The sequence below is a fragment of the Streptomyces alboniger genome (genome assembly GCF_008704395.1).
GTDB lineage: Bacteria > Actinomycetota > Actinomycetes > Streptomycetales > Streptomycetaceae > Streptomyces > Streptomyces alboniger.
Window position 1 is genome coordinate 3,657,424 of the sequence record NZ_CP023695.1, and the last position, 21,544, is coordinate 3,678,967.

General features: G+C 71.2%; 22 protein-coding genes. 12 read left to right on the forward strand and 10 right to left on the reverse strand.

Annotated elements, in window-relative coordinates; translation table 11 throughout:
- Nucleotides 1-95: 95 nt before the first annotated feature.
- Complete coding sequence (locus tag CP975_RS16120) at nt 96-857, forward strand: phosphoglyceromutase (RefSeq protein ID WP_055533537.1); 762 nt, start codon at nt 96-98, stop codon at nt 855-857.
- Between the two features lie 103 nt (nt 858-960).
- On the opposite strand, the gene CP975_RS16125 is transcribed toward CP975_RS16120, so the two are convergent.
- A complete protein-coding gene (locus CP975_RS16125) occupies nt 961-1,398 on the reverse strand; it encodes an ATP-binding protein (protein ID WP_055533538.1) in 438 nt (145 codons plus the stop codon).
- Nucleotides 1,399-1,589: 191 nt separating this feature from the next.
- On the opposite strand from CP975_RS16125, the gene CP975_RS16130 reads away from it, so the two are divergent.
- Nucleotides 1,590-2,387 (forward strand): GntR family transcriptional regulator, encoded by a 798-nt coding sequence (locus CP975_RS16130; protein WP_055533539.1) that lies wholly within the window; start codon nt 1,590-1,592, stop codon nt 2,385-2,387.
- An 18-nt stretch (nt 2,388-2,405) separates the two neighbouring features.
- Here the strand turns inward: CP975_RS16130 and CP975_RS16135 are convergent, their stop codons facing one another.
- Together CP975_RS16135 and mshA are read right to left on the reverse strand one after the other, a co-directional pair.
- The gene (locus CP975_RS16135; protein WP_055533541.1) at nt 2,406-2,903 is read right to left on the reverse strand and encodes a type III secretion system chaperone family protein; all 498 of its coding nucleotides are present in this window, start codon (nt 2,901-2,903) and stop codon (nt 2,406-2,408) included.
- Nucleotides 2,896-4,251: a D-inositol-3-phosphate glycosyltransferase gene (gene mshA / locus CP975_RS16140; RefSeq protein ID WP_055533561.1), complete on the reverse strand. Its 1,356-nt coding sequence runs from the start codon at nt 4,249-4,251 to the stop codon at nt 2,896-2,898. Before mshA ends, CP975_RS16135 begins: the two co-directional genes overlap by 8 nt.
- A 168-nt stretch (nt 4,252-4,419) precedes the next feature.
- Between mshA and CP975_RS16145 the strand changes: the two genes are divergently transcribed.
- From CP975_RS16145 to CP975_RS16155, 3 genes are all read left to right on the forward strand, one after another.
- A complete protein-coding gene (locus CP975_RS16145; RefSeq protein WP_055533543.1) occupies nt 4,420-5,217 on the forward strand; it encodes a class I SAM-dependent methyltransferase in 798 nt (265 codons plus the stop codon).
- A 299-nt stretch (nt 5,218-5,516) separates the two neighbouring features.
- Nucleotides 5,517-6,542 carry a C40 family peptidase gene (locus CP975_RS16150; protein WP_425474320.1) on the forward strand — a complete coding sequence of 342 codons (1,026 nt, stop codon included), beginning with the start codon at nt 5,517-5,519 and terminating at the stop codon, nt 6,540-6,542.
- A gap of 325 nt (nt 6,543-6,867) precedes the next feature.
- Entirely contained in the window at nt 6,868-8,271 is a 1,404-nt protein-coding gene (locus CP975_RS16155) for a PP2C family protein-serine/threonine phosphatase (RefSeq protein ID WP_150477034.1), read from the forward strand.
- Between the two features lie 39 nt (nt 8,272-8,310).
- On the opposite strand, the gene CP975_RS16160 is transcribed toward CP975_RS16155, so the two are convergent.
- The 3 genes from CP975_RS16160 to CP975_RS16170 form a co-directional block, all read right to left on the reverse strand.
- A complete protein-coding gene (locus CP975_RS16160) occupies nt 8,311-8,640 on the reverse strand; it encodes a DUF2516 family protein (protein WP_199783140.1) in 330 nt (109 codons plus the stop codon).
- A 115-nt stretch (nt 8,641-8,755) separates the two neighbouring features.
- The gene (locus tag CP975_RS16165) at nt 8,756-9,385 is read right to left on the reverse strand and encodes a hypothetical protein (protein WP_055534118.1); all 630 of its coding nucleotides are present in this window, start codon (nt 9,383-9,385) and stop codon (nt 8,756-8,758) included.
- 33 nt (nt 9,386-9,418) lie between these two features.
- Nucleotides 9,419-9,907: a helix-turn-helix domain-containing protein gene (locus tag CP975_RS16170; RefSeq protein WP_055534119.1), complete on the reverse strand. Its 489-nt coding sequence runs from the start codon at nt 9,905-9,907 to the stop codon at nt 9,419-9,421.
- A 217-nt stretch (nt 9,908-10,124) separates the two neighbouring features.
- Here CP975_RS16170 and CP975_RS16175 point away from each other — a divergent pair, with 217 nt between their 5' ends.
- Both CP975_RS16175 and CP975_RS16180 read left to right on the forward strand, forming a co-directional pair.
- Nucleotides 10,125-11,222, forward strand: a complete 1,098-nt coding sequence (locus CP975_RS16175) for a MerR family transcriptional regulator (protein ID WP_055534120.1) — start codon at nt 10,125-10,127, stop codon at nt 11,220-11,222.
- Nucleotides 11,219-11,740 (forward strand): P-loop NTPase family protein, encoded by a 522-nt coding sequence (locus CP975_RS16180; protein WP_055534122.1) that lies wholly within the window; start codon nt 11,219-11,221, stop codon nt 11,738-11,740. The genes CP975_RS16175 and CP975_RS16180 overlap by 4 nt, the downstream gene beginning before the upstream one ends.
- Nucleotides 11,741-11,759: 19 nt before the next feature.
- On the opposite strand, the gene rox is transcribed toward CP975_RS16180, so the two are convergent.
- Entirely contained in the window at nt 11,760-13,196 is a 1,437-nt protein-coding gene (rox, locus tag CP975_RS16185) for a rifampin monooxygenase (RefSeq protein WP_055534124.1), read from the reverse strand.
- 269 nt (nt 13,197-13,465) lie between these two features.
- Here rox and CP975_RS16190 point away from each other — a divergent pair, with 269 nt between their 5' ends.
- Together CP975_RS16190 and CP975_RS16195 are read left to right on the forward strand one after the other, a co-directional pair.
- A complete protein-coding gene (locus CP975_RS16190; RefSeq protein WP_246201787.1) occupies nt 13,466-13,885 on the forward strand; it encodes a helix-turn-helix transcriptional regulator in 420 nt (139 codons plus the stop codon).
- A 10-nt stretch (nt 13,886-13,895) separates the two neighbouring features.
- A complete protein-coding gene (locus CP975_RS16195) occupies nt 13,896-14,312 on the forward strand; it encodes a VOC family protein (RefSeq protein WP_030784791.1) in 417 nt (138 codons plus the stop codon).
- A 186-nt stretch (nt 14,313-14,498) separates the two neighbouring features.
- On the opposite strand, the gene CP975_RS16200 is transcribed toward CP975_RS16195, so the two are convergent.
- Nucleotides 14,499-14,873: a winged helix-turn-helix transcriptional regulator gene (locus tag CP975_RS16200; protein WP_055534128.1), complete on the reverse strand. Its 375-nt coding sequence runs from the start codon at nt 14,871-14,873 to the stop codon at nt 14,499-14,501.
- Between the two features lie 49 nt (nt 14,874-14,922).
- Between CP975_RS16200 and CP975_RS16205 the strand changes: the two genes are divergently transcribed.
- Complete coding sequence (locus CP975_RS16205) at nt 14,923-15,810, forward strand: NAD(P)-dependent oxidoreductase (protein WP_055534130.1); 888 nt, start codon at nt 14,923-14,925, stop codon at nt 15,808-15,810.
- On the opposite strand, the gene CP975_RS16210 is transcribed toward CP975_RS16205, so the two are convergent.
- Nucleotides 15,797-16,786 (reverse strand): helix-turn-helix domain-containing protein, encoded by a 990-nt coding sequence (locus CP975_RS16210; protein WP_425474321.1) that lies wholly within the window; start codon nt 16,784-16,786, stop codon nt 15,797-15,799. The two genes, CP975_RS16205 and CP975_RS16210, sit on opposite strands and share 14 nt — an antisense overlap.
- 130 nt (nt 16,787-16,916) lie before the next feature.
- Here CP975_RS16210 and CP975_RS16215 point away from each other — a divergent pair, with 130 nt between their 5' ends.
- Both CP975_RS16215 and CP975_RS16220 read left to right on the forward strand, forming a co-directional pair.
- The gene (locus CP975_RS16215; RefSeq protein ID WP_150477036.1) at nt 16,917-17,834 is read left to right on the forward strand and encodes an NAD(P)-dependent oxidoreductase; all 918 of its coding nucleotides are present in this window, start codon (nt 16,917-16,919) and stop codon (nt 17,832-17,834) included.
- A gap of 87 nt (nt 17,835-17,921) precedes the next feature.
- On the forward strand, nt 17,922-19,397 hold the full coding sequence (locus tag CP975_RS16220) for a peptidoglycan D,D-transpeptidase FtsI family protein (RefSeq protein ID WP_055532238.1): 1,476 nt from the start codon (nt 17,922-17,924) through the stop codon (nt 19,395-19,397).
- Here the strand turns inward: CP975_RS16220 and CP975_RS16225 are convergent.
- On the reverse strand, nt 19,372-21,489 hold the full coding sequence (locus CP975_RS16225; protein ID WP_150477037.1) for a HelD family protein: 2,118 nt from the start codon (nt 21,487-21,489) through the stop codon (nt 19,372-19,374). The genes CP975_RS16220 and CP975_RS16225 overlap by 26 nt on opposite strands.
- Nucleotides 21,490-21,544: the final 55 nt, after the last annotated feature.

The window sequence follows — 21,544 nt, forward strand, 5'->3', positions numbered from 1 at the left end:
GACGCGGCCCGTCAACCGTCACCCGCGCTTCCGCCGCTCACGGAGCCGCCACGCCCGCGCGCGAGGCCCGCCGGGGTTCGATTACGCTCAGAGGCATGGCCGACGCACCGTACAAGCTGATCCTCCTCCGCCACGGCGAGAGCGAATGGAACGCGAAGAACCTGTTCACCGGCTGGGTGGACGTCAACCTCAACGAGAAGGGCGAGAAGGAGGCGGTCCGCGGCGGTGAGCTGCTGAAGGACGCCGGCCTGCTCCCCGACGTGGTCCACACGTCGCTCCAGAAGCGCGCGATCCGCACCGCGCAGCTGGCCCTCGAGTCCGCCGACCGCCACTGGATCCCGGTGCACCGCAGCTGGCGCCTGAACGAGCGCCACTACGGCGCTCTCCAGGGCAAGGACAAGGCGCAGACGCTCGCCGAGTTCGGCGAGGAGCAGTTCATGCTGTGGCGCCGCTCGTACGACACGCCGCCGCCGGCGCTGGACCGCGACGCGGAGTACTCCCAGTTCGAGGACCCGCGCTACGCGCCGCTCCCCCCCGAGCTGCGCCCCCAGACGGAGTGCCTGAAGGACGTCGTCGTCCGGATGCTCCCCTACTGGTTCGACGGCATCGTCCCCGACCTCCTGACCGGCAAGACGGTCCTGGTCGCGGCCCACGGCAACAGCCTCCGCGCCCTGGTCAAGCACCTGGACGGCATCTCCGACGCCGACATCGCGGGCCTGAACATCCCGACGGGCATCCCGCTCTCGTACGAGCTGGACGCCGACTTCAAGCCGCTGAACCCGGGTGGCACGTACCTCGACCCGGAGGCCGCGAAGGCGGCGATCGAGGCGGTCAAGAACCAGGGCAAGAAGAAGTAGGCCCGCACCAGTAGGCCCCCGACCTGTGACTTCTGGCAGGGCGGGGGCTTGCTTGTGGGCGCGGGCCGCCCTATGAGCCGCTGACCGCGGGACCGGTGCACGCTCAGGACGGCCAGGCGTCGGTCATCCGGAAGCAGACCATGGTTCCGCCGAAGCGGCTTGTTCCGGCGTGCCAGGAATCGGAGACCGAGTCGACCAGGAGCAGCCCGCGCCCGTGCGCGTCGTTGGCATCGGGGCGCCTCAGCCGCACGTTCTCCGGGAGCCCTGGGTTGTGCACCTCGACCCGGAGGGAGCCGCCCTCGCGGAACCACTCCACCCGGACGACCCAGTGCCCGTCCGCCCTGCCGTGGACGACCGCGTTGGTCACAAGCTCCGAGATCATCAGTACGCAGTCGTCGATGGAGCAGGCGGGGTTGTACGGAGTGATGAACTTCCGGAACCAGCGCCGGGCCCGAGGCACGGACTCCGCCTCGGGCGGTAAGGCCATCGCACCGAGGCGCGGCGACTCTTCACGGGGATAGCGGTCGAGCGTATAGGCCATCAGCGTTCCGCACCTCTCACTCCCAAGGCCCTTCAGCCTCTCTATACATCTCACTCTGGAGCACATCTCTAGAGACGTCAATCGGATTGCAGGAGACGGTCGTTGACCAGCCCCGGGCGGCTACACGCAGCGAGCGAACGGCCAACCCGTGGCCTAAGGTGTCTAGAGAAGAGAGTGAGGAGACCTGCGGAATGGCCCACACCGAAGACACCCCTCGGCCCAAGTACGAGCGGATCGCAGACACCCTGCGCGAGGCGATTCAGGCGGGCCGGTACGGTCCTGGTGATCGGCTGCCGGGGGAGAACGACCTCATGGCCACGCACGGAGTTGCCCGAATGACGGCACGCCAGGCCCTGGGTGTCCTTCGGGACGAGGGCATCGCTGAAGCCCGCAAGGGGGCCGGCGTGTTCGTCCGCACCTTCCGCCCGCTCCGGCGCCGAGGCATCCAGCGGCTGGCCGAGCAGCAGTGGGGCAACGGTCGTTCCATCTGGTCGGCGGACATCGAGAACCGCTCCCTGGAGGTGGACCAGGTCACCGTGTCCGAGGAGACCGCGCCCGACCGCGTCAGTACCGTCCTGGACTTGGCCGACGAGGAGCCGGTGTGCGTGAGGCGTCGGCGTTTCGTCCTGGACGGCAAACCCGTCCTGCTCGCGACGAGCTACCTGCCCATGGCCCTGGTCGCCGGATCGGCGATCACCCAGGAGGACACCGGGGAGGGCGGAACATACGCCAGGCTCGCCGAACTGGGCCACAAACCAGTGCACTTCCGCGAGGAAATCCGCTCACGCATGCCGTCTAAGGACGAGGTAGCGCGCTTGAGCATGCCCGCGGGCACCCCGGTCTTCCTCATCTGCCGCACGGCGTTCACGACCGGAGGCCGCCCCGTCGAGGTCAACGAGATGACGTTGGACGCCGCCTCGTATGTCTTGGAGTACGACTTCGACGCAGCTCCCGAGGCCCCCGATGCGACCCGGGGCAAGAGGAAGTAGGCCCGCGTCAGCCCGGCGCTAGCCCTTCGGCTGGGTCAAGTGCGTGAACGCGTCCAGGTTCCGCGTCGACTCGCCCCGGGAGACCCGCCACTCGTACTCCTTGCGGATCGCCGATGCGAAGCCCAGTTCGAGGAGGGTGTTGAAGGAGTCGTCCGCTGCGGAGAGGACGGAGCCCAGGAGGCGGTCCAGTTCCGTGGGGGTGACCGCCGCGAGCGGGAGCTTGCCTGCGAGGTAGATGTCGCCCAGGGAGTCGATCGCGTAACTCACGCCGTAGAGGCGGAGGTTCCGCTCCAGCAGCCAGCGGTGCACCGCCTCGTGGTTCTCGTCGGGGTGCCGGATCACGAAGGCGTTCAGGGAGAGCGAGTGCTTGCCGACCCGCAGGGAGAGCGTGGTCGAGAGCTTCCGGGTGCCCGGCAGCTTCACCACGTACGAGCCGGGCTCGGGTGCCTCCCATTCCAGCTCGGCGTCGTCCAGCGTCCGCTCGATGATCGTCGCGGTGTCTGCCTGCTCAGCCATGGTGCGAGCGTACGTGACGGTGGGAACCGCGGAAATCGTGCATGGCCGCGGTGTACACGTCCGCCGTGGCGGACGCGGCCGTGTCCCAGCCGAAGGACTGCGCGTGCCGGGCCGCCGCCTGCCCCATGCGGTCCACGAGCTGTGGATGGTCGGCGAAATCGCGCAGCACGCGCGCGTAGTGGGCCGGTTCGTGGCCGGAGACCAGGAAGCCCGTCGTCTCGTCGCGTACGGCGACGGGCAGGCCGCCCACCGAGGCCGCGAGGACCGGCGTACCGGCCGCCTGCGCCTCTATGGCGACGAGGCCGAAGGACTCGCTGTAGGACGGCATCACGAGGACCGACGCCGCCCGGAACCAGTCCGCCAGCTGATCCTGGCCCACCGGCGGCTGGAAGCGGACCACATCGGCGATCCCCAGTCTCGCGGCCAGCTTCTGGAGGCCTTCCGGCTTCGCGAGGCCGCTGCCGCTCGGGCCGCCGACGATCGGGACGACGATGTTCGAGCGCAGGGCGGGCCGCTCGTCCAGGAGCACGGCGACCGCGCGGAGCAGGACGTCCGGGGCCTTCAGGGGCTGGATGCGGCCCGCGAAGAGGGGGATCAGGGCGTCCTGCGGTAGCCCGAGGCGGTGGCGGGCGGCGGCGCGCCCGTCGGCCGGGCGGAAGCGGTCGAGGTTGACGCCGGGGTGGACGACGGCGACCTTGCCGGCGTCGGCTTCGTAGTGGCGTACGAGTTCGTCGGCCTCTTCGGAGGTGTTGGCGATGAGGCGGTCGGCGGCGCGGACGATCTGCGTCTCGCCGATGACTCGGGCGGCCGGCTCCGGAGTGTCGCCCTCGGCGAGCGCGGCGTTCTTGACCTTGGCCATGGTGTGCATGGCGTGGACGAGGGGCACGCCCCAGCGCTCGGCGGCGAGCCAGCCGACGTGCCCGGAGAGCCAGTAGTGGGAGTGGACCAGGTCGTAGTAGCCGGGGCGGTGGCCCGCCCAGGCCTGCATCACACCGTGCGTGAAGGCGCAGAGCTGGGCCGGCAGCTCTTCCTTGGCGAGGCCTTCGTAGGGGCCCGCGTCGACGTGCCGCACGAGGACCCCGGGCGCCAGTTGCACGCTCGGCGGAAGGGCGCCCGTGGTGGCCCGGGTGAAGATCTCGACCTCGATGTTGATCGCGGCGAGGCGCTTGGCCAGCTCGACGATGTAGACGTTCATGCCGCCCGCGTCGCCCGTACCGGGCTGGTGCAGCGGCGAGGTGTGCACGCTCAGCATGGCCACGCGGCGCGGACGCCGGTGGGTGCCGGGGATGCGGAGCCGGGAGGGGGCCGCCGGGGAGCGACGCCCGAGCCTGGACACGTACTGGCTCACGTGGCGGTCCTCCTTGCGTACGGGCATGACGACGGGGAGGGCGTACGTACCTCCAGTGGCACAACACCGGAAGCCGTTACTCCATTTCCGCTCTCCTCCCCCACTCTCCCTTTTTGCCAAAGCGTTACCCGGTGCCTCTCGGCCGCTTCACCCGCATACCCTTTCCCCATGGCCCCACGCACCCCTTCCCGCCCCGTGGGAACGGTGACGCGCGGGACCACGAACCCGAACCGGCTGCGCCGCATGGACCGCTGGATCGCCGCCACGCACGGCGCCGCCCTGCGCCGCTCTCCCGACCCGGTGGCCGTCGACCTCGGCTACGGCGCCTCCCCCTGGACCGCCGTCGAACTGCTGCTCCGGCTGCGTACCGTCGCTCCCCACGCGCGCGTGGTCGGTGTCGAGATCGACCCGGCGCGGGTCGCGGCCGCCGAGCCGTACGAGCGGGAGGGGCTGACCTTCCGGCACGGCGGCTTCGAGGTGCCGCTGCCGGGCAGCCCCGCCCTGATCCGCGCCGCGAACGTCCTGCGGCAGTACGACGAGGACCAGGTCGCCGCCGTCTGGGAGCGGCTGCGCACCCGCCTCGCCCCCGGCGGGCTGCTCGTCGAGGGCACCTGCGACGAGATCGGGCGACGGCACGTGTGGGTCGCGCTCGGGCCCGAGGGGCCGCGCACGGTGACCTTCGCGGCGCGGCTCGGCTCCCTGGAGCGGCCCTCCGATCTCGCCGAGCGGCTGCCGAAGGCGCTGATCCACCGGAACGTGCCGGGCGAGCCCGTACACGCGTTCCTACGCGACTTCGACCGGGCCTGGGCGGCCGCCGCGCCCTACGCCTCGTACGGGGCGCGGCAGCGGTGGATGAGGGCGGTACGCGACCTGAGCGCCGACTGGCCGGTGCTCGAAGGCAGTTCGCGGTGGCGGCAGGGGGAAGTGACCGTGCGCTGGGGGGCGTTGGCGCCGCGGCCCGGGTGAACCCCGAGTCCATTTGGAGGACACCCGGGGTGAACCCCGACGCCGCCCGGAGGCCGGACCCGGATACCACCCTGATGCTCTGACCTGCGGGGAACGGACACCGCATGCCGTTCGTCAGACGTGGCGGACGGGGGATCGGAGTTTGCTGTCGGGCTCTGTCGCATTGGGCGTCGGCGTGGCACCATCCCGTGGACGACCAGACGTTACTGACGGTAAATCAGCTTTGGGGGTGGCAGGGCGTGACCGGCAAGCGATACTCGACGGCGGCGACCGTGGCGCTGATCTGCGCGGCCGTGGTGATGACCGCGCCGGGAGCGGCGTATGCGAGCCCTTCTCCCCCTTCCAGCCCGGCGGAGCCGACGCCGCCGTCGGACGCGTCACGTGAGTCGGACGCGTCGCTTGAGAAGGTCCGCAAGGAGATCGAGAAGCTGTACCACGACGCGGGCGTGGCGACGGACGCGTACAACGCGGCCGAGGAGAAGGCCGACAAGCAGTCCGAGCAGATCGTGAAGCTGGCCAAGGACATCGCCAAGGGCGAGGCGAAGCTGAAGAAGCTCAAGGCGCGGGCGGGCGCCGCGGCCCGCGCGCAGTACCGCGGCGGCGGGCTGCCGGACGAGGCACGGCTGATGCTCAGCGACGACCCGGGGCAGTTCCTGGACGGCGCCGGGCGCATGCGGCAGGGCGAGAAGGCCACCAAGAGCATGCTGACGGAGCTGGACAGGACCCAGGACGACCTGCGGATCTACGCCAAGGACGCCACCGCCCGCTGGAAGAAGCTGGAAGCCAACCGCAAGGCGAAGGCCGCGTCGAAGAAGAAGATCAAGAAGAAGATCGCGGCCGCCGAGAAGCTCGAGTCCAGACTGGAGAAGAAGGAGCGGGACCGGCTGCGCGAGCTGGAGGAGGACGCGGCCCTCAAGAGACAGTCGGCGTGGGTGGGTTCGGGCGTCCTGAAGGACATCGACGGCAAGGCGACGCTCCAGGGCAGGAAGGCCGTCGAGTTCGCCACGGCGCAGATCGGCAAGCCGTACGTATGGGGCGCCGAGGGCCCGGGTGCGTACGACTGCTCGGGGCTCACCTCGAAGGCCTGGGCGAAGGCCGGGCGCGGCATTCCGCGGACCTCGCAGGAGCAGTGGAAGCAGCTGCCGCGCATCGACGTGAAGAACATGCGCCCCGGCGACCTGATCATCTACCACTCGGACGCGAGCCACGTCGGGATGTATCTGGGCGACGGCGCGATCGTGCACGCGCCGCGGCCGGGCCGGGACGTGACGATCGCGGGGGCGGGCTCCATGAGGATCCTCGGGGTCGTGCGGCCCGACAAGTAGCCTCGCGCCACGGGGGCCACGGAGGCAGCCGGGGCCACGGAGGTCGCGGGGGCCGCGATCGGTGAGGCCGACGGCGGCGGGCCGGGCGGCCTCCGGAGTGTGTGACCCAGTGCACGCCCCGGCCCCCCGCTCGACCCCCGGGGCGTGATGTTCGTCATCCGGCCGGGGCCGTGCCGTGCCCAAGTGCGTTCCTGGATGCGGCATATGACGGTGGCCGTTCGCCGAGCGGCATTCCAATGGAGGCTCGGCTACCGCTAAGGTCCCCGTCGGTGCCGCGTCGACCTGCGTGGCGCCATGCCCTCGGGGGGAGGGAAGGAAGCCAGAGATGCCCGTACCCATACCGCGGCAGAGAGAGATCCCGGCCGCGGAAGGCGGTCAGGCTCACGCGGCGCCCCGCCACAGCCCGGCGGTGCCCGCCCACCACACGACCACTGACGGCCACGCAGGCACCGGCAGCGGGCCAGGCCCCAAGGGCTCCAGCTCCCGCCCCGGCCCCGGCCCCGGCGCCAGCCGTAACCCGAGCCCCGGGCTCAGCCCCAGCCCCAATACCTCACTGAGCCTGCTGGTGATCGAGGACGACCCGGCAGGGTCGCTGAGCGTTCCCGAGCTGCTCGACTCCGCGGGCAAGCCCATCCGTATCCGCACCGCGCGCAACCTCACCGAGGCCGAGCGGCTGCTCACGGACGACGTGCACTGCATCCTGCTCGACCTCGCCCTGACCGTCCCCGGCACCCCCGAGGCGGACGAGGACGAGCTGGCCGCCCTCAAGCACGTACTGCGCCTCGCGCCCCGCCACGCCGTCCTCGCGCTCACCGCCAACGACGACTCCGAGCTGGGCGCCGAGGCCGTGCGCGTCGGCGCCCAGGACTATCTCCTCCGCGACGAGCTGGACGGCCGGCTCCTGAGCCGCGCCATCCGGTACGCGGTGGAGCGCAAGCGCGCCGACGTCGCCCAGCGCCAGCTGACCGAGTCACGGCTGCGGGCCCAGGAGAACGCCCGTCTGGAGCGCGGCCTGCTGCCCACGCCGCTCCTGAACGGCTCCCCGCTGCGGTTCGCCGCCCGCTACCGCCCCGGCCGTTCCCGCGCGCTGCTCGGCGGCGACTTCTACGACACCGTGCGCACGCCCGACGGCTCCGTGCACGTCATGATCGGCGACGTCTGCGGCCACGGCCCCGACGAGGCGGCGCTCGGCGTGGAGCTGCGGATCGCGTGGCGCGCGCTGACCTTCGCGGGGCTGTGCGGCGACGAACTGCTCTCCACCCTTCAGAAGGTCCTGGAGCACGAGCGCGCGGACGACGAGATCTTCGCGACGCTCTGCACGGTCGACATCGCCCCCGACGGCCGCCGCGCCGGGCTCTGCCTGGCCGGCCACCCGTCACCGCTGATCGCCCGCGAGGGCCGCCTCGCCGAACTCCTGCCGTACGAGGACGGGGGCCCCGCCCTCGGCCTGCTGCCGCGCGCACGCTGGCCGCGGCGGCAGGTGGAGCTGGGCGGGAAGTGGAGCCTGATGCTCTACACGGACGGCCTGATCGAGGGCCGGATCGGCCAGGGCAAGGAGCGCCTGGGGCAGGAGGGCATGGTGGAGATGGTCCGCCGCCAGATCGCCTCGGGGCTCCAGGGCGACGAACTGCTCGAAGCCGCTGTGAACGAGGCGCGGGACCTCAACGGCGGGGATCTGACGGACGACGTGGCGGTCCTGCTCCTGGACCGGGCGCCGGGCGGGCGCTAGGGCGTCCGCTTGCCGGCGTCTGTGGGCTACCCCTGCGGGCTACCGGCCGCCGTTGTACGGCCCGTAGGGCCCGTCGCTGCTGGAGCCGCCGCGGCGCCCGCCACCGGTGATCTGCCGGAGGGCGGGCCGCACGTCCACCATGTAGACGATGGTGGCGATGAGGCCGAGGATCGGCAGGAACGACAGGATGTTGAAGATCAGGTTCACCACGAAGGCGAGCCCGAGGATGATCAGCCAGAACGGCTTGGTCTTCTTGTCGGCGGCCCGATAGGCGTCCTCGCGCCGGACGGCGGCGTCGATGAGCGCGAATCCGCTGAACACGATCAGGGCCAGCGACAGCAGCCACATGAAGTTCGCGAACCCCTGCATCAGCACAACGTCCACCACCAGTCTCGGCTGTCCATTACGCGGCCACGGTACCCGCTACCCCGTCAACGGGGCGGACACTCCATGAGTGCCCGCCCCGCGAAACTACCTGGCGGTCCTACTTGGCAGGCGGCGTGGTCTTCTTCGCCGTCGCCGGCGTCGTCGTCGTCGCCTTGCGGGCGGCCGGTGTCTTCTTGGCGACGGGCTTCTTCGCCGGGGTGGCGGTCACGCCGGTGGTCTCGGAGGCCCCGATCACCTTGGGCTCCGCCGTGGCACGGGCGGGCTCCGGCTCGGCGTCCGGCTCGACCGTCTCGGCCAGGTCGAGGATCTCCTCGGCGGCCTCGCCGCGCCAGGTCCGCACGGCCTGCTCGCCGTGCTCGGCGACCTCGTCGTACTTCTCGCGCGCCTTGACCGCCAGCTCGGCCGCCACGCCGACACCGCGCAGCGCGAGGTCCTGGGCGGTCTCGCCGAGCTTCTTCAGGTCGGTGTCGATGGTGCCGAGCACCTCGGTGACCTTGGCCTGGATGGTCTCCTGCGCCTCCTTGGCGCGGGCCGCGGCCTTGTCCTGGACTTCCTTGGGGTCGGTGTTGCGCACCGCCTCGAAGCGGGACGGCGCCTCGGCGATCAGCTGCTCGACGATGCCCGGCACCTTCTTCGCCTGCTGGAACGCGAGGTCCGCGGACCCGGCGACGAAGTATGCGGGGGTGGTGTTGGTGAGGGTCTTGCGCAGGTCATCAGTGATGGCCATGACGATGGTCCTCCCGGATTCGCGTCAGCTGGTTCAGCTAGGGGGTGTCTGCTTCGGGCCGGCATCACTGCCATCGGCCGCGCGGGGGCCGTCAGCGGCCTCGGCGTCCTCATCGGCGTACGCCTCTTGCGCGTACGCCTCATCCGCGTCCGCCTCATCCGCGTACGACGAGGTCTCGAAGCCGTTCTCCTTGCGGAACGACTCGTAGATCTGCAACAGCACCTGCTTCTGGCGCTCGTTGATGGAGGGGTCGGCGAGGATGACGGCGCGCGTCTCCAGCTCGTCCCGCTCCTTCTCGTCGAGGATCCCGGCCCGCACGTACAGCGTCTCGGCGGAGATCCGCAGGGCCTTGGCGACCTGCTGCAACACCTCGGCGCTCGGCTTGCGCAGGCCGCGCTCGATCTGGCTCAGATACGGATTGGACACCCCGGCGGCGTCGGCGAGCTGCCTGAGCGAAAGCTGCGCGGTGCGCCGCTGCTCGCGCAGGTACTCGCCGAGATTTCCGACGTTGAGTGATGCCATGCCTCGATGGTGCAGCACCCTTGCTAACTTTTGCAAGCACCTGCTTGCAAAAGTGCGCTACGCCACTAGGGCAGCACCGCGATCTGGTCCAGCCGGCTCGGCATCCACCAGCTCGCCCGCACCGTGATCCGCAGAACCCATGGTTGACCTTCACCTCGGGTGAGCCCCCAGCATCGGTGGAGCCGGGCGGCGTGCCCGGGATGAGGAGGGGGCGGGTATGGGATTGCTGACCATCGGGACGTTCGCGAAGGCGGCCCGGCTGTCGCCCAAGGCGCTGCGGCTCTACGACGAGCTGGGGCTGCTGACGCCCGCGCGCGTCGACCCGGTGAGCGGCTACCGCCTCTACGCACCGGCGCAGCTGGACCAGGCCCGCCTGGTCGCCTGGCTCCGGCGCCTTGGGATGCCGCTGAACCGCATTCAGCGCGTCTGCGCGCTGGAGCCGACCGAGGCCGCGCGGGAGATCCGCGCTTTCTGGGCCCAGGTCGAGGCGGACACCGCCGCGCGGCGGGACCTCGCCTCCCTCCTCATCGACCATCTGTCCCGGAAGGACCCCGCCATGTCTGTGACCACCGAACCCCTGGAAATCCGTTACGCCGCACTGTCCGACAAGGGCCTCGTCCGTGAGAGCAACCAGGACACCGCCTACGCCGGGTCCCGCCTGCTCGCCGTCGCCGACGGTTACGGCAGCGCGGGGGCAGAGGCCGGCGCCGCCGCCGTCGACGCGCTGAAGCGGCTCGACACCGGCGACCTCCCGGCGGGCGGTCTCCTCGACGTCCTGGAGGACGCCGTCGAGCAGGCCAAACAGGCCGTCGACGGCGTCGCCGGGCCCGGTTCGGCGCACGAGGGGGCCGGCACCACCCTCACCGCGATGCACTGGACCGGCTCACAGCTGGCCCTCGTCCACATCGGCGACTCGCGCGTCTACCTCCTCCGTGACGGAGAGCTGTTCCAGATCACCCACGATCACACGATGGTGCAGAGGATGGTCGACGAAGGACGTCTCACCGCGGAGGAGGCCACCTCCCACCCCCAGCGCGCGCTGCTCGTACGAGGCCTCGGCCACGGAGCCGACACCACCCACGACATGCGCCTTCACGACGCCCTGCCGGGAGACCGGTACCCGCTCTGCTCCGACGGCCTGTCCGCCGTCGCGCGGGTCGAGGAGATCCGACGGGTGCTCTCCGGGGCCGGGGACCCCGAGCAGGCCGTCCGTGAACTCATCGCCCTCGCCAACGGCTCCGGCGGCCCCGACAACGTCAGCTGCGTGGTCGCCGACGTCGTGGAGCCGGAGCAGGCGCTAACGTCAGGCTCATGATCGTATGGCTCAACGGCACCCATGGGGTCGGCAAGACGACGACCAGTGCGCTCGTGCGGCAACAGCTCCCCGATTCACGGGTGTTCGACGCCGAGAAGGTCGGCGAGACGCTCATGGACATCACACCGGGGCTGCCCGGGACGGACAACTTCCAGCACTGGCCGCCGTGGCGGCCGCTCGTCGTCGAGACCGCCCGGCGCGTACTCGACTACACGGGCGGCACCCTGGTGATGCCCATGACCGTCCTGGTCGAGGCGTACTGGCGTGAGATCAGCTCTGGCCTCGCCCAAAACCGCATCCCCGTACGCCACTTCGTACTCCACGCCGACCAGGAAACCCTCCGCGGGCGGATCGAGGGGGATACGGTCCTCGGCCCCTCCGCATTCCGTCTGAAGTACCTGGAGCCGTACGCCGAGGCGGCCCGGACGTGGCTGCACGCCGAGGCCGAAGTCGTCGACACCACACGCCTCACGCCCGCCCAGGCCGCCTCGCGGATCGCGGAGGCCGTCAAGAGCTGAACCCCCGCGGCCGGACGGCTCAGCCCGCCGTGGCGGTACCGAACCACGTCGGCAGATGGTCGACCAGGTCCCCCTGGTCCTTGCCGACCCACGCCACATGGCCGTCCGGCCGCAGCAGCACCGCGGGGACGTCCAGCGCCGCCAACTCCTCACCGGCGTCGACCACATGGTCGATGCGGTCCTCCCAGCCCGCGACCGACAGGTCGCCGGTGCGGTCGAGCAGCAGGCCGCGGCCGGTGCGCATCAGCTCGTAGAGGCGGCCCCGCTCCAGCTTGACGTCCCGCATCCGGCGGCCGAGCAGCTCGTGTCCGTCGCCGAAGTCGTAGCGGATGTCGACCGCGGTGATGATGCCGGTCACGTACCGGTTCACCTCCTCGAAGTCCATCAGCTTCGAGAACAGCTCCCGCAGCGCGGTCGCGCCCGGGTCGGTCCCGAGGAGGGTGATCTGCGCGCGGGTGTTGTCGAGCACGGCGGCCCCCACCGGGTGCCGTTCGGCGTGGTAGGTGTCGAGGAGCCCTTCCGGCGCCCAGCCGTTGACCGCGGCGGCCAGCTTCCAGCCGAGGTTGAACGCGTCCTGCACACCGAGGTTGAGGCCCTGTCCGCCGGTCGGCGGGTGGATGTGCGCCGCGTCGCCGGCCAGCATCACCCGGCCCACGCGATAGCGCTCGGCCTGCCGGGTGGCATCCCCGAACCGGGACAGCCAGCGCGGCGAGCGCGCGCCGAAGTCCGTGCCCGCCCAGGCCCGCAGCTGCTCCTTGAACTCGTCGAGGGTCGGCGCCGCGCGGTCCTCGGACACGCCGTCCGCGGGCACGACGACGCGGTACCAGCCCTCCCCCAGAGGCTGGGCGCCGAAACGCAGTTGGGTCTTGTTGACCTCCGCGACGGCGGCGGCGATCGCCTCCGGGGCCTCGGTCAGCTCCAGCTCGCCCAGCATCGTCTCGACCTTGGCGGCCTCGCCGGGGAAGTCGACGCCCAGCTGCTTGCGGACCACGCTGCGGCCGCCGTCACACCCTACGAGGTAGCGCGCGCGCAGCTGGGTGCCGTCCGCCAGCTCGACGCTCACCCCGTCCTGGTCCTGTCTCAGCCCGACCACTTCGCTGCCGCGGCGGATCTCCGTACCGACCGCGACGGCGTGCTCGTCGAGCAGCCGCTCGGTGACCGGCTGCGGGGCGGCGACGCCGTACGGGTGCGCGGTGTCCAGCCGTTCCGGCCACGGCTTGGCCACGCCGCCGAAGAGGCCGCCGACCTGGAACTTCTCGCTGATGGCGAGGAATTGGTCCAGCAGCCCGCGCTGGTCCATCACCTCGACGCTGCGCACGTGCAGGCCCTGCCCGCGGGACTGGCCCGTCTGCTCGGTCAGCTTCTCCAGCACGACCACCCGCACGCCGTGCAGCCGCAACTCGCCCGCGAGCATCAAGCCGGTCGGTCCGCCGCCGACCACGATCACATCAAACATCACAACGCCCATTCACGAGTCCGGTCCGCCAGCGGCGGTGCGAGCACCGCCGTCTCCGCCATTTGCGCAGGTCCTGGCCTTGGCCGGACATTGTGCGGCACGACATGGGCCTTGCCGCAAGCCCCCCTGTGCGCTATAAGTTGAGAGTGGCGAGGAGCGGATTCAGCTCCTCGCTTTCGTCGTGTGCGGGGTGCCGCGTACAGGGGCGTCCACCGCGCGGACGGTCCGCCGCGCGGATGTCAGCGGTGATCGGTAGCGTTCCTCGTGTGGTGTCCCTTCCCGACCTCGTCCGGCTGCGCCAGGCCCGTGACCGCATGGACCGTGACTACGCGCAACCGCTGGACGTCCCCGCCCTCGCGCGGGACTCCCTGATGTCCGCGGGGCACTTCTCGCGCAGCTTCCGCGCGGCCTACGGCGAGACGCCGTACAGCTATCTCATGACCCGCCGCATCGAGCGCGCCAAGGCGCTGCTGCGGCGCGGCGACCTGAGCGTGACGGAGGTGTGCATGGCGGTGGGGTGTACGTCACTGGGGTCGTTCAGCTCGCGGTTCGCCGAGGTGGTCGGGGAGAGCCCGAGCGCGTACCGGGCCCGGGATCACGGCTCGGGCGCCGACGTCCCGGCCTGCCTCGCCAAGATCTACACCCGACCGGTCAGGAACGGAGAAGCGAAACCTCCCGGCGCTCCCTAGCGTGGTGGGCATGGAAATCAATCTCGCACAGTGCTTCATCGCCGTCGACGACCACGACAAGGCGCTCGCTTTCTACCGCGACGCACTCGGCCTGGAGGTGCGCAACGACGTCGGGTTCGAGGGCATGCGCTGGGTGACCGTCGGCTCGCCCACGCAAGCGGGCGTGGAGATCGTCCTCGAACCGCCGCTCGCCGACCCGAACGCCACGGAATCCGACCGGCAGGCGATGGCCGAGCTGATGGCCAAGGGCCATCTGCGCGGAGTCATCTTCCGGACCGACGACGTCGACGCCGCGTTCGAGCGGATCCGCGCCGCGGGCGGCGAGGTCCTTCAGGAGCCGATGGACCAGCCCTACGGCGTACGCGACTGCGCCTTCCGCGACCCCGCGGGCAACATGATCCGCTTCAACCAGCCGCGGAAGAAGTAGCCCCGGAAGAGGCGGCCGCGGAATCACACCCGGCACGAGCAGTGGCTACCGCCAGGCGGTAGCCACTTTTTTGTGGGTACTTGGCGTGCGACGCGACCCGGGCCAACCTGGTGGGGACGCCGCAACGGAAGACGCCGTGCCACACGGGGGAAGGGGGAGGCACGAGGTGACGTCGCGTCACGAACGCTATACAGCGACCGACTCGGGCTGGGACGCCGGCCGCTCACCGGCGACCAGCCGGTCCAGGCGGCGGTGCCCCCAGTCCGCCAGGGGCGCCAGCGCCTCGCAGAGGTCACGGCCGAACTCCGTGAGGGAGTAGACGGTCTTCAACGGCCGTACGTCGTGCACCTCCCGGTGCACCAGGCCGTCCGCCTCCATCTCGCGCAGCGCCTGCGTCAGCACCTTCTCGGTGAGCCCCGGCAGCAGCCGCAGGATCTCCCCGGGCCGGTGCGGGCCGCTCTCCAGCGGCCAGAGCAGCGCCGTCTTCCACTTGCCGTCGATCACGGCGATCGCGGCCGTCACACCGCACACATTCGGGTCATTGGCGCGGCTGCGCGTCATCTCGGGGCCCTCTCTCTTCTCTTTCCGTATCACTTATGGGAGTTGACTCATGTCGTCGTACGTCGAACAGTCTGCCGTCACCGTCGTCGGCCTGGGCCCGATGGGCCGGGCCCTCGCCTCCGCCTTCCTGGACGCCGGGGTCCGGACGACCGTGTGGAACCGCACGCCGGGGCGGGACACCGAGCTGATCGCGCGGGGCGCGCTCGGCGCGCGTACGGTCGAGGAGGCGGTCGCGGCGAGCCCGTTGACCGTCGTGTGTGTCGTCAATTACGACGCCTCGGACGCCGTGCTGCGCCCGGACGCGGTCACGGCGGCGCTGAAGGGGCGCACGCTGGTGAACCTCAGCGCCGACATCCCCGACCGGGCACGTGACACCGCGCGGTGGGCCGCCGAGCAGGGCATCGCGTACCTGGACGGCGCGATCATGTCGCCGACCACCACGATCGGCACACCCCAGGGCGTCTTCCTCCACAGCGGCCCCGCCGAGCTGTACGAGCGGCACCGCCCCGTCCTGGACGCGCTGGGCGGCAGCCACACGTACCTCGGCGAGGACATCGGCCGGGCGGCGGCGTACGACATCGCGCTGCTCGACATCTTCTGGACCGCGATGACGGGTTACATGCACGCCCTCGCGGTCGCGAAGGCGGAGGGCATCACCGCGCGGGAGCTGGCCCCCTTCGCCGAGGGCATCGGCGCGATCATGGCCCCGGTCTTCGCGGAGACCGCCGGTGAGGTGGACGACGCCACCTTCTCGGGCGAGGGCAACCCGATCTCCTCGGCGGCCTCGACGATGGCCCACGTCATCCACACCTCCGAGGCCCACGGCATCGAGGCGGGGGTGATGCGTGCCGCCGAGGGCCTGGCGCGGCGCGTCATCGCCGAGGGCCACGGGGCCGACGGGGCGACGCGGATGGTGGAACTGCTCAGCCGCCGCTGAGCGCGGGGCCCGGCCGGCGGCTGAAGAAGGACCGCCGGTAGTCCCCCGGTGACACCCCGACCTGTTTGAGGAAGTGGTGGCGGAGGTTGTTGGCCGTGCCGAGGCCGCTCAACTCGCCCACCTTCTCCACCGGCAGGTCCGTGGACTCCAGGAGGCCCTGGGCCCGCGCCAGGCGCTGGTTGAGCAGCCACTGGAGCGGGGTCGTGCCGGTGGCCGCGTGGAGACGGCGGTAGAAGGTGCGGGGGCTCATCGCGGCCCGGCGTGCCAGGTCGTCGACGGTCAGCGGCCGGTCCAGGTGCGCGCGGGCCCATTCCAGTACCGGGCCGAGGCCCGCGTCGTCCGTCTCGGGTACGGACAGGTCGATGAACTGGGCCTGGCCGCCGGGCCGGTGGGCGGGCACCACCATCCGCCGCGCCAGCTGGTTGGCGACGTGGGCGCCCAGGTCGCGGCGGACCAGATGCAGGCAGAGGTCGATGCCGGCGGTCAGGCCCGCGCTGGTCAGGACGTCACCTTCGTCCACGTAGAGGACCGAGTCGTCGACCGTCACCTTCGGATACCGGGCGGCCAGTTGGGCGGCGTGCATCCAGTGCGCGGTGGCTCTGCGGCCGTCCAGGAGGCCCGCCTCGGCGAGTGCGAAGGCTCCGGTGCACAGCGAGACCATACGGGCGCCGCCCGCGTGGGCCGCGCGCAGGGCGTCGGTGAGGCCCGGCGGCAGCGGCTCGCCTTCCTCGGCGCACGCGTCCGGTACGGAGGTCACGATGACGGTGTCCGCCCCGGCGAGGCCTTCGAGCCCGTAGGGGGTGCGCAGCGCCAGCCCGAAATCACCCCCGCCCACGGCGTGTTCGTCCGACGCGCACAAGCGCAGGTCGTACCAGTGGTCGGACAGGTCGGGCTGTGGCTTGCCGAACACCGTGAGGGGGATGCTCAGTTCGTACAGATCCCAGGACGGGATCCCTATCTCCTCGGCCACGACCACCGCGACGGAACCAGCGCTCATGCCGTGAGCGTACGAGAGCGGGCCTCCCGGCGAGCACTGGCAGGAATTTGGTGAGCGCCGTCACCACTGTCACTGTTTCGCATCCGCCGCCCCTGCGAGCGTGATCCCCATGAACGCACAGCACTCGCACCCCGCCCCCAGCCCCGCCTCCACCCCCGTCACCGTCATCGGCCTCGGCCTCATGGGCTCCGCCCTCGCCGCCACCCTCCTGGACCGGGGTCACCCCACCACCGTCTGGAACCGCTCCCCGCAGAAGGCCAAGCCCCTCGCCGACGCCGGCGCGCACGTGGCGGCGACCCCGGAGGACGCCGTCGCCGCGAGCGGCCTCGTCCTGGTCTGCGTACTGGACTACGACGCGCTGCACGCCGTCCTCGACCCGCTGGCCGAGGCGGGCGGCCTCGCCGGGAAGTCCCTGGTCAACCTCACGTCCGGCGCTCCTGAGCAGGCCGTGGAGATGGCGGCGTGGGCCGGCCGGCACGGCGCGGGCTACCTCGACGGCGGCATCATGACGACCCCGCCGGGCGTCGGGAACCCCGAGATGATGTTCCTCTACAGCGGCTCGGAGGCCGTGTTCGAGGCACACCGCCCCACCCTCGCAACGCTGGGCGATCCGCTCTACCTCGGCGCCGAACCGGGCATGGCCTCGCTGTACGACTCCGCCCTGCTCGGCCTGATGTGGGCGACGTTCACGGGCTGGCTGCACGGCACCGCGCTGGTGACCTCCGACGGGACGACGGCCGCGGACTTCACGCGGATCGCCCTGCGCTGGCTGACCGGCGCCGTCTCCGGTTTCGTGACGACGTACGCGCCCCAGGTGGACGCCGGGCGGTATCCGGGGGACGACGCCACGGTCGACGTACAGATCACCGCGATCGACCACCTCATCCACGCCGCGCACGCGCGCGGCATCGACAACTCCCTGCCCCACCTGCTCAAGTCGACGATGGAGCGCACCGCCGCCGCGGGCCACGGCTCCGACAGCTACGCGAGCGTGATCGAGGCGCTGCGCGGCCCGAAACGCCGGTAAAACCCCGGTTCGCCTCGCGCCGCGTGGCGCGAGCGGACAGGATGGACCGGAAACGTTCATCCATCGGCGCCGGGGGGAGCCACCACCATGAACCGTCCGCTGCGGCACATCGCCCTTTTCTGCGGAATCCTCACGCTCGCCCTGCTGTTGCGGGCGAACTGGGTGCAGTTCGCGCAGAACGACAAGCTGTCGAACCACGAGAAGAACCGCCGCGTGCAGATCGAGGCCTTCTCCCACCCCCGCGGCGACATCATCGTCGGCGGCAAGTCCATCACCGGTTCGAAGAAGACATCGGGCACCGACTTCGCGTACAAGCGGACCTTCAAGGAGGGTCCGATGTACGCGCCGGTGACGGGCTACTTCTCGCAGGCCCAGGGCAGCACCTTCCTGGAGGGCGTCCACAACGGCATCCTCAGCGGCAACGACGACCGCCTCTTCATCAAGCGCACCCTGGACATGCTGACCGGCAAGAAGCAGCAGGGCGGCGACGTCATCACCACCATCGACCCCAAGGCGCAGAAGGCCGCCTACGAAGGCCTGGTGAAGCTCGACGCCAAGGGGGCGGTGGTCGCGCTCGACCCGCGCACCGGCAAGGTGCTCGCCCTGGCCAGCACCCCGTCGTACGACCCCTCGGTCTTCGCGGGCATCTCGCAGGAGGAGGGGCGCACCTTCACGCGCCTGTCCAAGAGCGCGGACAAGCCGCTCAGCAACCGCGCCCTGCGCGAGATCTACCCGCCGGGATCCACCTTCAAGATCCTCACGGCGGCCGCCGCCCTGGAGCACGGCGTGGTGACGGACATCGACGAGCCGACCGGCGCGAGGACTCCGTACAAACTCCCCCTCAGCTCCACCCGCATCGGCAACGACGTGCCCGACGCCAACTGCGACGACGTCTCGATGAAGACCGGCATGCAGTGGTCCTGCAACAACGTCTTCCTCGACATCGCGCTCAAGCTCGGCAAGGACAAGATGCGCGAGACGGCGGAGCAGTTCGGCTTCAACGAACAGCAGTTCATCCCCGTACGCGCGGTCGCCAGCAGCTATCCGGAGGAGCTGGACAAGCCGCAGACCGCCCTGACCGGCATGGGCCAGGGCAGCCTGACCAGCACCCCGCTCCAGATGGCGATGGTCACGGCGGGCCTCGCCAACGACGGCAAGGTCATGAAGCCGTACCTCGTCGAGGAGCTGCGCGGCCCCGACCTGACCACGGTCGAGAAGGCCGAGCCGCACGAGCTGAACCAGGCCGTCTCCGAGGACACCGCGAAGAAGGTGCAGGAGATGATGGAGAACACCGTCGAGAAGGGCACCGCCAACAAGGCGAGGATCGACGGCGTCACGGTCGGCGGCAAGACCGGCACGGCCCAGCACGGCGCGGACGTCAACGACGAGCGCCCGTACGCCTGGTTCGTCTCCTACGCCAAGAACAGCGACGGCGAGTCACCGGTCGCGGTGGCGGTCTTCGTCGACCCGTCCCACATGAACATCCCCCGCTCGGAGATCGCGGGCGGCAAGCTGGGCGCGCCGATCGCCAAGGCGGTCATGGAGTCGGTCCTGGAGCGCTGACCAGCCCGTTCTCCGTCCAGGCCGCCCACGGCAGGGGCAGGCTGTGCACCACGTCCAGCCGCGAGACGGCCCGGGTCAGCACGACGTACAGCCGGTGCGGGCCGCGCCGCTCGGCCGCCGCGATCGCGGCCGGTTCGACGGCGACGACATGGTCGTACTCCAGGCCCTTGGCGTGCGAGGCGGGCAGCACGGTCACGCGCGCGCCCAGCTCGTCGGGGCCCGCGCTCGCGATGCCGGCCGCGTCCAGGGCGGCGCGCAGCGACCCGGTCTGCGCGTCGGCGGCGATGACGCCGACCGAGCCCTCCCGCCCGAGGGCGCCCCGCACGGTCTCGACGACGGCGGCCGCCACATCGCGGGTCTCGCGCACCCGCAGCTCGCCGTCCGCCCGCATCGACCGGGCGGGCGGCACGTCCACGTCGAGGTGCGCGAGGAGCCGGTTGGCGAGCCCGACGATGGCCTTCGGTACACGGAACCCGGTGGTCAGCGGCGTCACCGTGGCGTCCGGCTTGCCGAGATGACCGAGCAGGTCGCGCCAACTGCGTGCCGCCCAGGGCGTGGTGGCCTGCGCGAGATCGCCGAGCACGGTCAGTGAACCGAAGCCGACGCGGCGCGCGATGGCCCGGCACTCCATCGGCGACAGGTCCTGAGCCTCGTCGACGACGATGTGCCCGTACCCCTCGGGCCGCTCCAGCATCCCCTGCACCTCGTCCATCAGCACCAGGTCGGCGGGGCCCCACCGCGCGGACTTGTACGAACGCGGGGCCCTGTGCCACACGATCGCCCGCTGCTCCTCGGCCCCGAGGACCCCCTCGGCGGCGGCGGCGAGCACATCCGGATCACCGAGCACCTCCGCGAGCACCTCATCGGCCCTGACCTTGGGCCAGACCTGCTCGACGAGGGCACTCACCGGACGGGACCGGCCGATCTTCTGCACCCAGGTGTTGTTCCGCGGCCCGGACCGCCGCTCGGCCTGCTCCTGGACGGCCCGCACGACCCGGCTCCGCACCCGCTCGCGCCCCACGGCGTACGGCGGCTCCTCACCCCGCACGCTCTCGACGATCCGCTCCAGTTCCTCACGCGGCACCCGCCAGCGGTACGACCCGTCCGGCACCGCGAGGGAGTCGGCGGGCGCCCGGACGCGGGAGTACAGCGCGCGGCGCAGTACCTCGGCCATCCGGGCGTCGTGCTTGACCAGCGCGGCCGCCTCGCCGTCCTCGGCGCGCACCGGATGCCGCCCGACCTCGTCCAGCACGGTGGACTGCCGCACGCCCGTCTCGCCGAGGGAGGGCAGCACCTCGGCGATGTAGCGCAGGAAGGTGCGGTTGGGCCCGAGGATCAGCAGCCCGGAACGCTGTACGCGCTGAGGGTGGGTGTAGAGGAGATACGCGGCGCGGTGCAGCCCGACGGCCGTCTTGCCGGTGCCGGGCGCGCCCTGCACACAGATGGAGGCGGTGAGTTCACCGCGTACGAGGTCGTCCTGTTCCGGCTGGATGGTGGCGGCGATGTCCCGCATGGGGCCGACGCGGGGCCGCTCGATCTCCCCGGCGACGATGCGGCTCCCTCCCTGGGGGGCCTCGCTTCCGGCGGCGTCGGCGTCGGCGTCGGCGTCGGCCAGATGTTCGTCCTCCATGCCGGTGAGGTCGGTGGAGTCGCCCTTGCTGCCGGGCGCCCAGCCGAACCGGCGGCGGACGGCGACGCCCTGCGGGGCAAGGGCGCCGGCCTGGTAGAAGGCGCGGGAGACGGGCGCGCGCCAGTCGACGACCAGGGGCGGCGCGGAGGGATGTTCGGTGACACGCAGCCGCCCGATGTAGTAGCGCTGCCCGCGGTGGTCACCGGCTTCCGCGGCGTGGGGCCCGTCGGCGGCGAAGTCGAGGCGGCCGAAGAAGAGGGGCGCTTCGGGCAGCTCGCGGAGGGCCTTGGCGTGGCTGCGGAACTGGTAGCCGAGCACTTCCGCGTCGGCACCGGACGCGGACACATCCGCCCCTCCGGCCACTTGTTCCTGGGCGCCTTCGACCATGCCGGTCAGGGCGGCGCGGCAGGCGTCGTGGTAGCTGCGTTCGAGGGCGAGGGGCGAGTGGTCTGACGCATCCATACGCCCAGACTAATGTAACCGAGTTAAATTAGATACCGAGTAACATTCATGACCC

Excerpts from the sequence above, each read along its gene's own strand:
- CP975_RS16215 (WP_150477036.1), top strand. The coding sequence starts at position 16,917 with ATGAACGCACAGCACTCGCACCCCGCCCCCAGCCCCGCCTCCACCCCC.
- CP975_RS16195 (WP_030784791.1), top strand. The coding sequence starts at position 13,896 with ATGGAAATCAATCTCGCACAGTGCTTCATCGCCGTCGACGACCACGAC.
- CP975_RS16205 (WP_055534130.1), top strand. The coding sequence starts at position 14,923 with ATGTCGTCGTACGTCGAACAGTCTGCCGTCACCGTCGTCGGCCTGGGC.
- CP975_RS16135 (WP_055533541.1), bottom strand. The coding sequence starts at position 2,903 with ATGGCTGAGCAGGCAGACACCGCGACGATCATCGAGCGGACGCTGGAC.
- CP975_RS16155 (WP_150477034.1), top strand. The coding sequence starts at position 6,868 with ATGCCCGTACCCATACCGCGGCAGAGAGAGATCCCGGCCGCGGAAGGC.
- CP975_RS16125 (WP_055533538.1), bottom strand. The coding sequence starts at position 1,398 with ATGGCCTATACGCTCGACCGCTATCCCCGTGAAGAGTCGCCGCGCCTC.
- CP975_RS16145 (WP_055533543.1), top strand. The coding sequence starts at position 4,420 with ATGGCCCCACGCACCCCTTCCCGCCCCGTGGGAACGGTGACGCGCGGG.
- CP975_RS16120 (WP_055533537.1), top strand. The coding sequence starts at position 96 with ATGGCCGACGCACCGTACAAGCTGATCCTCCTCCGCCACGGCGAGAGC.
- CP975_RS16170 (WP_055534119.1), bottom strand. The coding sequence starts at position 9,907 with ATGGCATCACTCAACGTCGGAAATCTCGGCGAGTACCTGCGCGAGCAG.
- CP975_RS16160 (WP_199783140.1), bottom strand. The coding sequence starts at position 8,640 with ATGCAGGGGTTCGCGAACTTCATGTGGCTGCTGTCGCTGGCCCTGATC.
- CP975_RS16165 (WP_055534118.1), bottom strand. The coding sequence starts at position 9,385 with ATGGCCATCACTGATGACCTGCGCAAGACCCTCACCAACACCACCCCC.
- CP975_RS16225 (WP_150477037.1), bottom strand. The coding sequence starts at position 21,489 with ATGGATGCGTCAGACCACTCGCCCCTCGCCCTCGAACGCAGCTACCAC.
- CP975_RS16200 (WP_055534128.1), bottom strand. The coding sequence starts at position 14,873 with ATGACGCGCAGCCGCGCCAATGACCCGAATGTGTGCGGTGTGACGGCC.
- CP975_RS16180 (WP_055534122.1), top strand. The coding sequence starts at position 11,219 with ATGATCGTATGGCTCAACGGCACCCATGGGGTCGGCAAGACGACGACC.
- CP975_RS16220 (WP_055532238.1), top strand. The coding sequence starts at position 17,922 with ATGAACCGTCCGCTGCGGCACATCGCCCTTTTCTGCGGAATCCTCACG.
- CP975_RS16150 (WP_425474320.1), top strand. The coding sequence starts at position 5,517 with ATGACCGCGCCGGGAGCGGCGTATGCGAGCCCTTCTCCCCCTTCCAGC.
- CP975_RS16175 (WP_055534120.1), top strand. The coding sequence starts at position 10,125 with ATGGGATTGCTGACCATCGGGACGTTCGCGAAGGCGGCCCGGCTGTCG.
- CP975_RS16130 (WP_055533539.1), top strand. The coding sequence starts at position 1,590 with ATGGCCCACACCGAAGACACCCCTCGGCCCAAGTACGAGCGGATCGCA.
- rox (WP_055534124.1), bottom strand. The coding sequence starts at position 13,196 with ATGTTTGATGTGATCGTGGTCGGCGGCGGACCGACCGGCTTGATGCTC.